Genomic DNA, 12,391 nt, shown 5'->3' on the forward strand with positions numbered 1-12,391 from the left:
GCCCCCAATCACACAATTTTACTTATTTTGTGCAATTATCAGCAAGATTAGTCAAAAAACCAACCAAAAAGCCTCCATACTCTCGTCAAGTGAAGGCCCCTTATTGGTTACTATTCATGGCTTGAAACATACTCATCATCATATTCGCCATTTGTACACTATGATTAAATTGCTCCACACGGTGGGGGATAGTCTTTTTATAATGGTGTAAAGCTGATATTTCAAAGCTTTGTATATCATGTGGATTTCTTCCGAGTTTTCTGTACCAAATGGGCTGTTCCCTTAAAAACTTTTTTAATTGTGGTTGCATACGTAAATACTCATTAATTTCTTCTCGCATCCAAGAGCCCCCTTCTAGTCTTGTCTAAATTGAAACGGATGTGATGGTGGGCTTACATTTTTTTTAGGCGGATTTTGGACGCTACTCCCTCCTTGTAGGGAGGAAATGACACCTTGAATCGCACCTAAGGCAGAACTAATACTCACGATATGATGTTGAAGCTGGTTTGGATCCATATTTTTCACAGCACCTAGTACGGTCGACATCCAATCCTTTTTAGATGATTCTTCTTTAGGAGATGATTCTTCCTTTGAAGCTTCCGTTGAGTGGTTACTTTCTTCAACATTTCCACTTTCTTTAGAATCATCCTCACCGAATAAATACCATTCCTCATATAACTCTTGCCACGTATTTGTCCCGCTTCTAACCTGCTTAATGAGTTCAGGGTGGACACGAACATACTCCTTAAACTTTTGCACAGAAGGATGCAGTTGCTTTTTGGCCATTACATTTCACCTCAATATAAACGAATGCCTATAATACGATATGAGAAAAAGAAAAATATGTGCACCACAGATTTCATGATAAAATGGAAAGGATAGGAAAGGAAAAGTGAGGGATATCATGGAGAATATTCAAAAGCAAATCCAAGACATTACTCTTCATTCGACCGAGCAGGACTTAGAACTGCTCGAACAGCTTCTAAAAGGTTATCAACTTTGGAAATCTGGAAATAACACCACGTTTATCTCTAGTCTTTTGCAAATGGAACGTAAAATAACGGATAATGACTGTGAAATAACCATACCCATTTCTCCTCTTTTATATAATACGTTGAACATTGTTCATGGAGGAATTACTGCGACTTTGCTTGATACAGCAATGGGTGTATTAGCCAATTCACTTGTTCCAAATGGCTATGGTGCCGTTACTACCCAGTTGAATATAAATTATATTGCCGCTGGAATTGGAGAACATATGGTCTGTAGAGCGAAGATGGAACATAAAGGCTCAAAAACCCTCGTATTGTCCGCAGAGATTCATCGTTCAGATGGAGTTAAGATAGCTATTGGGACAGGGAGTTTCCTTGTCATTGAAAAAAGAATATAGGGTGAACCCATTTGGTAACTGCCATTGTAATACCTATCATTATTATTTACTTTTATATTATTTCAAAGCGAGAGTTACAATCTCATACTGAGCAATGGTTAGCACTAGAGCAGGTATATGAGGAAGCGATTGTAACAGGAAAGATTAACCAGATAAAAATAAGAAAAGAACGTTTTTATTATCATCGATATGTACATATTGTCGAACTCACACTTATAAATAACCAGACAACAACAATTGTTTCAAAAATCACTCCAATGGTAAAAGGGATAATTCTTACAAATGATTTTCAGCTTGGTGATGAAGTGCGTGTGTACGGTAATTGGAAGGAAGACCATTTTCGTTTTGGTAGGTATGAAATACTTCAATAATAAAAAGGAGCACTCAGCTCCTTTTCGTCATTCTTCCCATGCTTGGATAAAGTTTTGTGTGTAGTATTTTTTATATACACCTACGCCGATATGTGTAAATTCTTCGTTCAATAAGCTTTCCCGGTGACCTTTACTATTTAACCAACCTTCCATAACAGCTGGAGCATCAGCATAGTTTGCAGCAATATTCTCTCCAGCTACCTGATAAAATACTTCCCCGGCCTCTAAGCGATCAGAAAGCTCCCCGAACTTTTCAGATGTATGCGAAAAAGTATTGCTCTCTTCCATATCCTTACTATGTCCATAAGCTACAATTGCCGTTTTCTCATCCCATTTTAAGTTAGTAAGACCAAATCTCATTCTCATAATATTCGTAATATCATATATTTGCTTTTCATTTGCATCCTCGACTTTTTCATCTGGTGCCATCTCATCAGGTTCAATTTCTTGTAATTCACCAAAATAAACCAATTCATAAGGTCTTAATTTCAATAAAGTTTCTGCATCCATTACCCTAAAACTAGATAATGTTGCGGTAAATTTATCAATATACAGTTGAACGAAAATGTCCCCCATTTTCAACAATGGTCTTGTATTGAGATCTGACTCTGATAGCTCAAATTGATAGGAACTTCCTTCATAATCTAACCCTATTTCTGTTTCAACATAACTTGAAGAAAAAATTTCATCTACATGTTGTCCAATCTTGAAGGGGCTTATATCCACTTCTGAACCGATCGCATAAACGGTTACTACCTTCCCGTCTTTCACACCAATCTGAGTATAATTAGCAGGATCAGCATTATAGATCCACCAATCAAACCCATAATAAGTCTGATCTACTCTGTTAGGTTGACCTAAGTTTTCCACCAAGTTTTCTATAGACATTCCGATATATGTTGTAACTCCCTCCGTGGGTCTTTCAGAATTTGTTCCTTCATCGCTCGTATTATTCGATAAGTCCTGGTTACTTTCTCTCTTTTGCGTCCCGTCTTCTAGGAGTATATCCTCATCACCATTTTGAATATTAAAATAAAATACAATTCCTAATATGGCAGTTATCAATATTAATATTCTTCCTAAACTTCTCAGAGGCCATCCTCCTCTCTATCATTCTTTCTATCATTGTATGCAAGCATTAAAAAAATAGTATAGTATTTCATAGTAAATATAATAGGTTGTTATGGTAGTTATTTATTTTATTATACCCTACCAGGCTCTGTACATAAATAAATAAAGACACCAAAAGGTGCCTTCATTAATGCATGTCAGAAGATGTATGTTCGGAAATGTCAGATAGGGCTTTACCGGCTTGATAATCTGTTATTTTCTCAACAGCCAAATCCCCAAGAGCAACGATTCCTACTAGTTTTTTTCCTTCTGTGACAGGAAGACGTCGAATTTGGTGCTTGGCCATTAATTCAGCCGCGTCTCTAGCAGTAGTTTCAGGTGATACTGTTATGATTTGCTTACTCATGATATCTTCTACTTTTGTCGAACCAGGATGTTTTTCAGCAACTCCTCTAACGACAATATCACGATCTGTAATCATTCCGATTAACTTATCATCATCAACAATTGGAATCGCACCTACGTTTAGCTCTTTCATTTTAAGTGCAACCTCGTACACATTATCCAGAAGCGTACAGCATTCGACTTCCCTAGTCATTAACTCATTTATGGTCTTCATCCTGAGCCCTCCTAAAAATATCGTCAATTCTATTGTTCCCTTTTGTTTGGTCAACTATTCCAGCATTGTACATGAGGAAAACATATCTGATTTTTGTGAACGTTCTCATTGCAACTTCCTATAATTTCTACTATTATTAAACATGAAGAAGTTATCATTACATAGTGAAGAGTTCAGTTTTAAGTAGACGGGTATCGTGTTTTGTAGGAGGGAAAATAATGAAGTTTGAAAATGTAGGTCTTGAGAACGTAAAAGCCGATTTAAATCGTTTGGACGAAGTTATGCTTGATCATGGATTAGTTCGTGAGGGACAATGGGACTATGAAAGAGTAACATATGACCGCAAGTTTATCCTAAAAGAAGGAACTTTCTACCTTCGTGTGTTCGGATATGCTGTAGAAGGTGATGTAGGAGCACACAAAGCAACCGTTCAATTAATGACACCTCTATTAGGTAAGCATTATTATCCACATGGAGTAGAATATGGTGAAGGTGAAGCCTTTCCAAAAGGACTTGTCAGTCAATGCGAAAAGCTTCTTAATGAAGTAAAAGTTGAAGTAGAAAAATTCGCTAAATAAAAAGACGCTTTTTGCGTCTTTTTTATTTTCAACTAAGTTTCACATGAATATAACTTACTTTATACCCCGTCAACAAGTACACTTCCTCTTGAATGGCAGCTTGTAAATTTTCTATTTTTTCAATAATTCCTCTATAATTAATGGCATTTAATCTTAAAATGATGCCAACAACGCTTTCTTTCAGTATCACTTCGTACGTTTGATTTTTTGTCGGATGGAATTGTCCTTGAATGCGATCAATGATAGATCCTCTTTTATTGAGAAGGACATAGTTATCGCTTTCCATTATATTAGACTCGACTATTGCTGAAATAATGTTGTGAACGGCTCGATCGCTTTCGTTTTGCTCAAACATACTTACCAACATAATCCCTCCTTTTAGGCTCGTCTAATAAACACCTCAAAATATAACTTCATATTTTTATTATTTTCATTGGTTATTTTATTAAATGCATACTATAATTTAAGTGTTCCGAAATTAACAAATATTTTTTTATTTATGGAAGGAGAACATCTTTTGTTACTAAGCTTTTTTAAGAAACGTTATTTTTTAATTATTTTAGGCCTCTGTATAACAGCCCTTTTGTTATATCTTATCCTGCCTGTTTCTATACCTTTGATCACAGCATTTATAACTGCTTTATTTCTTGAACCGCTCGTACGAATGATACAAAATCGTACCAAACTTAATCAGAAAGTATCTGTCTTAATTGTATTTTTAGGCTTTTTACTCTTTGTTGGCTTTACCGGCTACTTCATTGTTACAAAGGTTATAACAGAAGCCATTCAAGTAGTTGAATACGCACCGCAATTAATAAATGAAATAAATCGAGCTTGGTTAGATACAGAAGAAAAATTAACATCAGCAGCAAAAGAATTACCAAAGGAAATAGTAGATGGAATTAGCAGCCAAGTACAAACTTTTCTCAACCAAACGAAAAATGATTTAGTAGCTTACGTCAACATCGATAATGTCCGGTCATTACTTACAAATATCCCTAGCTATCTTGTTAGTTTTTTAGTTTATCTGATTGCTTTATTTCTTTTCCTACTAGATTTACCAAGGTTAAAAATTTCTTTATACAGTCATTTAACAGAGAAAACAGCTGATAAAGTTCATTTTATGACCTCTCGTCTATCCTTTGTTGTAATAGGGTTTGTTAAAGCTCAATTTCTTGTTTCTGTAATCATTTTTTTAGTTACATTAATCGGCCTTTTCATTATCACTCCAAAAGTAGCATTATTAATGGCAACAATCATTTGGATTATTGATTTTATCCCAATCATCGGTTCTATTGTAATCATGGCTCCATGGGCTTTATTTCATTTCATTACCGGTGATGTAGTATTAGGTACAAAACTTGCTGTTTTAGCAGTTATTTTGTTAATTATTCGTCGAACAGTCGAACCAAAAGTGATGGGAACACATATCGGCCTCTCACCTTTATCAACTCTAATAGCAATGTACCTTGGCCTGAAGTTGCTCGGAATACTAGGGTTTATTATTGGCCCTTTACTGTTAATTGCATTTAATTCGGCAAAAGAAGCCGGAATAATTAAACTGAATTTTAAAATTTAAAAAAAACGCAGACTTCCTATTAATGAAGTCTGCGTTTTTAAAAATTATTAAAAGTAATCAGGAAAAAATGGACGTAATTTTGGAATTTTCCTTTCTAGCTTTTTTATATCTTCTAAGCTTCCTATAATTTCTCCAAGGTGATATAATTCTTCAGATGTTTTGTATCCTAACAAAAGTGTAGACAATGTTCCTATGCCCATTTGTAGCCCTACCTTAGGTGGATGAGCACAAACACTTCCGTCTTTCTCTTTGTAAGCAGTTATTGAATCATCTCCAAGTAGATACGAACCGATATTCCATCTACAGTATTCATCACTCACATGAATAAATACCTTCTCACCAGTTGACTGAAAAGAGTAGGATTTTAGAAACTCTTCTACATTAACAATTCTAGCCATAAAGTATGGATGAACTTCGGTCTTTTGTTTTGGTTGTTTTAGGTAATATGGAAAGGAGTCATGAGTCGAAGTGTTAATTACAACCTTGTCTACCATAGAGTCATGCTGACAGATAAAATTCCACAGACCAATCGCTGCCTGATGGCTATTAGTAATAGTTTCAATGACTTCCAACTCTTTATTTTTCACTGAATATACGATATAACCCTCGTACTCTCCATCGTCGTTCACATACGCAGCCATATGATCCTCACTGTATACATGATCGTTCCACCATTCTTTTGTACGAACAAGCATCCCACTATGAGATGCCGCATAAGAATCATATACTCTTTCGATTTGTTCTTTTTCTTTCTGCGGAATGTCCCTTAAAACTTTGCCTTGGTATGAAGGCAACATTACCAGATCTTTTTTCTCAATCGTTACCATTTTGTTATCTGCAAAAGTCTCCCAACCAAATCTACGGTAAAAGTGAACATCAAAAGGGTGAAGAAAGGACAGGTATTGCTGTTTCTGATTCATATATTTTAAGGCGTCAGTTATGAGTTGTTTCACATAGCCATGCCGACGATATTCTGGATACGTGGAAACTCCAGCAATGCCTCCCATTTGAAACTTTTTATCGTTTATATAAACCACAAATGGGATAATATGTAATTTAGCAACAAGCTTTTGTTCATCTTTGACTGCAAGAATATTGTGTGATTTTAACATTTGTTTTCTTTTAGGTATATCTTCCTCGTTTACCTTGTATTGAAAAGCATACATTGACAATTTCATGGCTTCTTCATAATCTTTTTCTGTTAACACAACTACTTCCATCATTCCCACCCCTTATCACAACATCTGTATATTTTATTCAAAAAAAAGCGCCACAATTACTTGTAGCGCTTTCTGATTCATTAGAACCCTAAAATTGCTTTAATCACTGAGGTAGTTTCTCCTCCGTGGTAAAAAACATATAACAACAGGTAAACTGCTACTCCTGTAATAGCTGTAAAAAACCACACAATGCTTGTGATTGGTCCAAGTTTTCGATGCTTTTCTAACTGCTTTTTATAGCCAGTATATAAAGAAATAATCCCTAATACAGCTCCAACCGTAGCCAACGTAATATGAAAGATCAAAAAGATTGTATAGTAAATCTTTATATCATCTGGTCCACCAAACGCAGTATTTCCAATAAAAATAGTTCGGCTAGCATAGATGATAAAGAAGATAATAGCAAATATAGCAGCTAAAAACATCGTTTTTTGATGGGCCTGTATTTTACGTTGCTTGATTTGCCACCATCCAATGGCAACAGTTAGACCACTTAGTACAATAAAGGTAGTACTAATTGTAGGTAAAATCGGTAATGTGAACTCCATTTGTTTCTCCTCTTAATAACTTAATTTATTTAGTGGGCTCAGGTTGAAAGCTAGTTTGACTTGTAGGTAACTCATCAATTGTTTGTTCCTTTCTAAACCAACTAAAGAACACCCGTGCTAAGATCACTCCGTACACAACCTCTTGGATAACCTTCATTAACACTCCGCCCGTTTGCTGATCCTCAAGAAGCGACATCGAATTAAACATTTCTGGACCGCTTAAATTTAAAGAAGCAAGTGTGGTTGATGGAACGCATAATTCAAGAGCACTTGCCCATGCATTGGGATCAGAAAAAGTAGAATACATTGGTGTATCTGCAAAGATAATTAATGCACATGCTGGAGTTAACAAAATTCCATCTGCAAAAATATAACCTACTTTTTTTAACCCGTTTAATGTTTCATACTCTTCTAACTCGTTCACTAGTGGCCACCACATGCAAATAGCTAATAAAAATAATACAGAAGTATAGATCGCGTGCAACCACATATCTGTTTTTACAATATCAAAAATATTAGGAACGTGATAAAAAGAGAACACTCCATTAAAAAGAATAAGTGCAATTAAAGGTTTTGTAAAAAATGCAAACAATGGTTTAATGATTGGTCTAGATAGTACAGATCTCCAAACCCATGGAGGAATTCCGTAAATAAACAGAATAGGAATCACTAAGTATAGAATGGCCATCTGAATCATATGAACATAAAACATAATATGTCCTAGCAAATCTATGGGAGATCCCTTCACCACATACAAGAGTAAAATAGCAGAAGCAAAGCTAATCCATTGTTTTCTCGTTAATGCTTCAGATTGTTGAAATAGAGTTCGATATTTTGTAGTTACGAGAAAATAGCTAGCTAATATCACAAGTAAAAGAATCAGGAAGATGGGACTCCATAAAGCCCTAAAGCCAAATATATCAAGCGACAATGACGATCACCTCGTTATTTTTAAGTCAGTTATATTATACCTGATTTGTTATGAATACTACAATGAATGAGGTTTTCCTATATTTAGTGCAAAAAGAAAATCGGCTCAAGAGGCCGATTTTCATTCACTCATTTACCACCAAATAATGGTCATAAAAGCTAATATTGTTATTAACCCAACTAATAAACCTGAATATAGGAAAAGCGCTGGCGCTTCATGTCCCTTATGACTCATATGCATGAAGTAATATAATTGAAAGACTACTTGCACGACAGCTAGCAAAAGAATGAAAGGAACGATAAACCATGCCGAAAAGTCACCATAGCCTACAGCAATAAATGCTACTAAAGTCAAAAAGATCATCATAGAAAATGATACGATTTGATAGCGCATTTCCTCTGCACTTTTCTTTTTACGATATTCAATGTCTACTCTAGGGTTACCTGAATGTGTTTGTTCACTTGCCATCAGTTTATCCCACCATTCCCATTAAATATACTACCGTGAAGATAAATACCCACACCACGTCAATAAAGTGCCAGTAAAGACTTGCCACATAGAACTTTGGAGCATTATATAAATCTAACCCACGCTTTGCATTTCTCACCATTAAAGTAACAATCCATAAAAGCCCGAAAGCAACGTGACCACCGTGGAATCCAACAAGTGTATAAAATGCAGATCCAAATGCACTACTTGTAAATGTATGATGATACTCATGTACATAGTGATTGAACTCGTAAATTTCAAGAAGCAAGAACGCAAATCCTAGAAGCACTGTTAAACCTAACCATAGCTGCATCTTTTTGAAATTGAAGTTTTTCATATGGTACATTGCATATACACTTGTTAACGAACTAGTTAAAAGTAACATCGTTGCCACAAATACAATTGGCAATTCGAAAAGATCCTTTGCTAGTGCGTGTTCAGCATTCGGAACCTTATCCTTTAATGCTAAGTAAGTAGCAAAAAGTGATGCAAAGAGAACAGTCTCTCCACCTAGAAATAACCAAAAACCTAAAAATTTATTTTTTCCTTCAAGGGTTTGCTTTTCAGGTGCGGCAGGCCATGTTTCAGCAGTAAACTTATCTTCTACATGCATTATGCCTTCCCCCCCTTATCATCATCGTTTAATAAATCTTCCTTGTGAATATGGAAGCCATGGTCATCTTTAACAGAACGAACGAACATTGATAATAGAGTAATACCCATCCCTACGATAAGAACCAATACACCCCAATTATAATCTTCACGATAGAGTGCACCAAATGCGGCCACAAATAATCCAAGTGAAATCATAAAAGGATTAAATGAATTGTTTGGCATATGAATGTCCCCAAGCGGTTCAGCCGGTGTCATACCCTTTTTGCCTTCCATTTTTTCAATCCATAGTGGATCTAATCCACGAACAAGCGGAAGTTGCTTAAAGTTGTAGAAAGGTGGTGGTGATGGAATTGCCCACTCAAGTGTACGCCCATCTTCCCAAGGATCATTTCCAACCTTTTGATTTTTCACGCTTGTGATCACAATGTTAATTAACAGAATTAATGTAGCAATCGCCATAAAGAATGCACCAATCGTACTAATTAAGTTCCCAGCATCCAAGCCTTGGTTAGGTAAGAATGTGAAAATACGTCTTGGCATCCCCATTAATCCTAGGAAATGCTGGATAAAGAATGTTAAGTGGAATCCAATTAAGAATAACCAGAAAGTGATTTTCCCTAATGTTTCATTTAACATGGTTCCAAACATTTTTGGCCAATAGAAATGTGTTGCTGCTAATAGACCAAATACAACTCCACCAACGATAACATAGTGGAAATGAGCAACTACGAAATATGAATCATGGTATTGGTAATCTGCTGCTGCAGAAGCAAGCATAACACCAGTTACCCCACCACCTACGAACGATGGAATAAATGCCACAGCATATAGCATCGGTGTAGTAAACTTGATACTTCCTCCCCACATCGTGAAGAGCCAGTTAAAGATTTTAATACCAGTAGGAACCGCAATTGCCATTGTTGCAACAGCAAAGATTGCATTAGCAATTGGACCTAATCCAGTTGTGAACATATGGTGAGCCCATACCATGAATCCTAAGAATCCAATAAGAACAGTAGCGAACACCATCGATGAGTAACCAAACAGACGTTTTCTCGAAAAAGTAGCAAAAATTTCCGAGAAAATACCGAAAGCCGGTAAGACTAAAATATAAACCTCTGGATGTCCGAAGATCCAGAATAAATGCTCCCAAATGACTGTATTTCCACCATTCGCAACATCAAAGAAATTTGAACCGAACATACGGTCAAAAATCAGCAAGAATAGTCCCACAGTAAGTGGAGGAAATGCAAATAGAATAAGTGCTGATGCCACGAACGTAGACCATGTAAACAATGGCATTCTCATGTAAGTCATCCCAGGTGCACGCATATTGATAATCGTTACTAGGAAGTTAATCCCCCCCATTAACGTCCCTGCACCAGAAATTTGTAATCCTAGTGCATAGAAATCAATCCCGTGTCCTTCAGATGCCATCGATAGAGATGCATATGAAGTCCAACCAGCATCTGGTGCCCCTCCTAAAAACCATGATAGGTTTAAGAAAATACCACCAAAAAAGAATAACCAAAAACCAAGTGCATTTACAAATGGAAACGCAACGTCACGTGCTCCGATTTGTAGTGGCATAATAGCATTCATAAAACCAAATAACAGTGGCATGGCTGCTAAGAAAATCATTGTAGTTCCATGCATGGTTAGAATTTCGTTATATAATCCAGCGCTTACAAAATCATTGTTTGGTACTGCAAGCTGGATACGAATAAACATTGCTTCAAGACCACCTAAAACAAAGAATAGTCCACCAGCAATTAAGTAAAGGATAGCGATCTTCTTATGGTCTACTGTAGTTAAGTAATCCCATACAGTCGCTCCGAACCCCTTTTTTTGAGCATAGGTACTCACAATTCTACCTCCCTTTTAACAAAGTCCCCTATTAATCCTGTACCTTTAAGTTCATTAAGTATTCTGCTACAGCATCTAATTCTTCTGGAGTTAATTTGTTGTATGCATTTGTCATTTTGTTCCCTGGCTTATATGCTTCAGGATCAGAAATCCAATTTTTAAGCTCTTCTTCTGTATGGTCTAAAACACCTGCAATACGAGATCTTTCGCCAAAGTTCGTTAAATTCGGTCCAAGACGAGCGGCTTCTGGAGCACCAGTAGCTGGTGTTACAGCATGACATCCAATACAGCTGTTATTAAAGACTTCTTGACCTTGTTGAGCTAAAGGTGTTTCTGCCGTTTCAGGTTCCTTGACAGATTGCATATCAGCAACCCACTGGTCAAACTCATCTGGTGAAATCGCTTTAACTTTAAAGTCCATTAGAGCATGAGAAGGTCCGCAAAGCTCAGCACATTTCCCGTAAAATAAATCTCCAGCTTCGTTTGCTTTTTGTTCATCGAATTGCAAATAAAATCTGTTCACGTTGTCAGTGTTTGTGTCCATTTTCCCACCAACAGCAGGAATCCAGAAAGAGTGTTTTACATCAGATGCCTTTAAGTTAAAGTACACCTTTTGTCCTGTAGGAACAACTAAGTCCTGACTCGTAATAATTTCTTCATTTGGATACTCAAATTCCCACCAATAAAGGTTAGCACGAACATTAATTACTAGTGCATCCGTTTTACCTTCTTCATTTTTCTTATCCATCTCTGATACATCTGCAAACTTAAATGTAGAAGCTACTGTTGGAACAGCAAGAATAAGAAGTAGAATAATTGGGATAACAGTCCAAATAATTTCTAGCTTATGACTACCTTCCACTTGTTTAGGGATGGTATTATCCCTGCGGCGGAATTTTACAACCACGATCGCGAAGATCAAGGTTACGACGATAATTACCCCTACCATTATCGCCACGGATAACATCATTAAATCAAATTGCTCTTTAGCAACCTCACCGGCTGGCTGTAGCGTTGACAAGAACGGTTCACCACATCCGGAAAGTAGTAGCGTTATGATTGCAATCATTGAAATCATTCGCCATTTCGCAAGCCTTTTCATAGCTTAATCAAA

General features: G+C 36.4%; 16 protein-coding genes. 4 read left to right on the top strand and 12 right to left on the bottom strand.

Translation table 11 applies throughout. The features are described from left to right. Positions 1-100: 100 nt before the first annotated feature. Positions 101-340 (bottom strand): YlbE-like family protein, encoded by a 240-nt coding sequence (locus M3175_RS06175; RefSeq protein WP_251515939.1) that lies wholly within the window; start codon positions 338-340, stop codon positions 101-103. Between the two features lie 14 nt (positions 341-354). Then, positions 355-786 (bottom strand): YlbD family protein, encoded by a 432-nt coding sequence (locus tag M3175_RS06180; RefSeq protein WP_251515941.1) that lies wholly within the window; start codon positions 784-786, stop codon positions 355-357. Positions 787-904: 118 nt separating this feature from the next. Here M3175_RS06180 and M3175_RS06185 point away from each other — a divergent pair, with 118 nt between their 5' ends. Further along, positions 905-1,390 carry a PaaI family thioesterase gene (locus M3175_RS06185; protein ID WP_251515943.1) on the top strand — a complete coding sequence of 162 codons (486 nt, stop codon included), beginning with the start codon at positions 905-907 and terminating at the stop codon, positions 1,388-1,390. An 11-nt stretch (positions 1,391-1,401) separates the two neighbouring features. Next, on the top strand, positions 1,402-1,761 hold the full coding sequence (locus M3175_RS06190; protein WP_251515945.1) for a hypothetical protein: 360 nt from the start codon (positions 1,402-1,404) through the stop codon (positions 1,759-1,761). A gap of 27 nt (positions 1,762-1,788) precedes the next feature. Here the strand turns inward: M3175_RS06190 and M3175_RS06195 are convergent, their stop codons facing one another. Both M3175_RS06195 and M3175_RS06200 read right to left on the bottom strand, forming a co-directional pair. Beyond that, a complete protein-coding gene (locus tag M3175_RS06195; RefSeq protein ID WP_251515947.1) occupies positions 1,789-2,826 on the bottom strand; it encodes a CAP domain-containing protein in 1,038 nt (345 codons plus the stop codon). Positions 2,827-3,019: 193 nt separating this feature from the next. Then, positions 3,020-3,451, bottom strand: a complete 432-nt coding sequence (locus M3175_RS06200; RefSeq protein WP_251515949.1) for a CBS domain-containing protein — start codon at positions 3,449-3,451, stop codon at positions 3,020-3,022. Positions 3,452-3,669: 218 nt separating this feature from the next. Between M3175_RS06200 and M3175_RS06205 the strand changes: the two genes are divergently transcribed. Further along, positions 3,670-4,029, top strand: a complete 360-nt coding sequence (locus tag M3175_RS06205; protein WP_251515951.1) for a YugN family protein — start codon at positions 3,670-3,672, stop codon at positions 4,027-4,029. A 28-nt stretch (positions 4,030-4,057) separates the two neighbouring features. Here the strand turns inward: M3175_RS06205 and M3175_RS06210 are convergent, their stop codons facing one another. Next, positions 4,058-4,393 carry a hypothetical protein gene (locus M3175_RS06210; RefSeq protein WP_251515953.1) on the bottom strand — a complete coding sequence of 112 codons (336 nt, stop codon included), beginning with the start codon at positions 4,391-4,393 and terminating at the stop codon, positions 4,058-4,060. 135 nt (positions 4,394-4,528) lie between these two features. Here M3175_RS06210 and ytvI point away from each other — a divergent pair, with 135 nt between their 5' ends. Then, the gene (gene ytvI, locus M3175_RS06215; RefSeq protein WP_371321661.1) at positions 4,529-5,608 is read left to right on the top strand and encodes a sporulation integral membrane protein YtvI; all 1,080 of its coding nucleotides are present in this window, start codon (positions 4,529-4,531) and stop codon (positions 5,606-5,608) included. Between the two features lie 47 nt (positions 5,609-5,655). On the opposite strand, the gene M3175_RS06220 is transcribed toward ytvI, so the two are convergent. The 7 genes from M3175_RS06220 to coxB form a co-directional block, all read right to left on the bottom strand. Continuing rightward, positions 5,656-6,828 (bottom strand): GNAT family N-acetyltransferase, encoded by a 1,173-nt coding sequence (locus tag M3175_RS06220; protein WP_251515957.1) that lies wholly within the window; start codon positions 6,826-6,828, stop codon positions 5,656-5,658. 80 nt (positions 6,829-6,908) lie between these two features. Then, entirely contained in the window at positions 6,909-7,376 is a 468-nt protein-coding gene (locus tag M3175_RS06225) for a DUF420 domain-containing protein (RefSeq protein WP_251515958.1), read from the bottom strand. 25 nt (positions 7,377-7,401) lie between these two features. Further along, positions 7,402-8,307 (bottom strand): cytochrome c oxidase assembly factor CtaG, encoded by a 906-nt coding sequence (gene ctaG, locus M3175_RS06230; RefSeq protein WP_251515959.1) that lies wholly within the window; start codon positions 8,305-8,307, stop codon positions 7,402-7,404. Positions 8,308-8,439: 132 nt separating this feature from the next. Beyond that, positions 8,440-8,775: a cytochrome c oxidase subunit IVB gene (gene ctaF / locus M3175_RS06235; RefSeq protein ID WP_251515960.1), complete on the bottom strand. Its 336-nt coding sequence runs from the start codon at positions 8,773-8,775 to the stop codon at positions 8,440-8,442. Positions 8,776-8,779: 4 nt separating this feature from the next. Further along, positions 8,780-9,409, bottom strand: coding sequence for a cytochrome (ubi)quinol oxidase subunit III (locus M3175_RS06240; RefSeq protein WP_251515961.1), 630 nt, complete (start codon positions 9,407-9,409; stop codon positions 8,780-8,782). Further along, positions 9,409-11,277, bottom strand: coding sequence for a cytochrome c oxidase subunit I (gene ctaD / locus M3175_RS06245; protein WP_251515962.1), 1,869 nt, complete (start codon positions 11,275-11,277; stop codon positions 9,409-9,411). Before ctaD ends, M3175_RS06240 begins: the two co-directional genes overlap by 1 nt. Before the next feature lie 31 nt (positions 11,278-11,308). Continuing rightward, complete coding sequence (coxB, locus tag M3175_RS06250; protein WP_251515990.1) at positions 11,309-12,379, bottom strand: cytochrome c oxidase subunit II; 1,071 nt, start codon at positions 12,377-12,379, stop codon at positions 11,309-11,311. Between the last annotated feature and the right edge of the window lie 12 nt (positions 12,380-12,391).

The organism is Robertmurraya korlensis, assembly GCF_023715225.1.
In the GTDB taxonomy this organism is placed as follows: Bacteria; Bacillota; Bacilli; order Bacillales; family Cytobacillaceae; genus Robertmurraya_A.

Bases quoted from the DNA above. Each gene is read 5' to 3' on its own strand.
- M3175_RS06220 (WP_251515957.1), bottom strand. From the start codon at position 6,828: ATGGAAGTAGTTGTGTTAACAGAAAAAGATTATGAAGAAGCCATGAAA.
- M3175_RS06175 (WP_251515939.1), bottom strand. From the start codon at position 340: ATGCGAGAAGAAATTAATGAGTATTTACGTATGCAACCACAATTAAAA.
- ytvI (WP_371321661.1), top strand. From the start codon at position 4,529: ATGGAAGGAGAACATCTTTTGTTACTAAGCTTTTTTAAGAAACGTTAT.
- coxB (WP_251515990.1), bottom strand. From the start codon at position 12,379: ATGAAAAGGCTTGCGAAATGGCGAATGATTTCAATGATTGCAATCATA.
- M3175_RS06180 (WP_251515941.1), bottom strand. From the start codon at position 786: ATGGCCAAAAAGCAACTGCATCCTTCTGTGCAAAAGTTTAAGGAGTAT.
- M3175_RS06200 (WP_251515949.1), bottom strand. From the start codon at position 3,451: ATGAAGACCATAAATGAGTTAATGACTAGGGAAGTCGAATGCTGTACG.
- M3175_RS06185 (WP_251515943.1), top strand. From the start codon at position 905: ATGGAGAATATTCAAAAGCAAATCCAAGACATTACTCTTCATTCGACC.
- M3175_RS06205 (WP_251515951.1), top strand. From the start codon at position 3,670: ATGAAGTTTGAAAATGTAGGTCTTGAGAACGTAAAAGCCGATTTAAAT.
- ctaF (WP_251515960.1), bottom strand. From the start codon at position 8,775: ATGGCAAGTGAACAAACACATTCAGGTAACCCTAGAGTAGACATTGAA.
- M3175_RS06225 (WP_251515958.1), bottom strand. From the start codon at position 7,376: ATGGAGTTCACATTACCGATTTTACCTACAATTAGTACTACCTTTATT.
- M3175_RS06240 (WP_251515961.1), bottom strand. From the start codon at position 9,409: ATGCATGTAGAAGATAAGTTTACTGCTGAAACATGGCCTGCCGCACCT.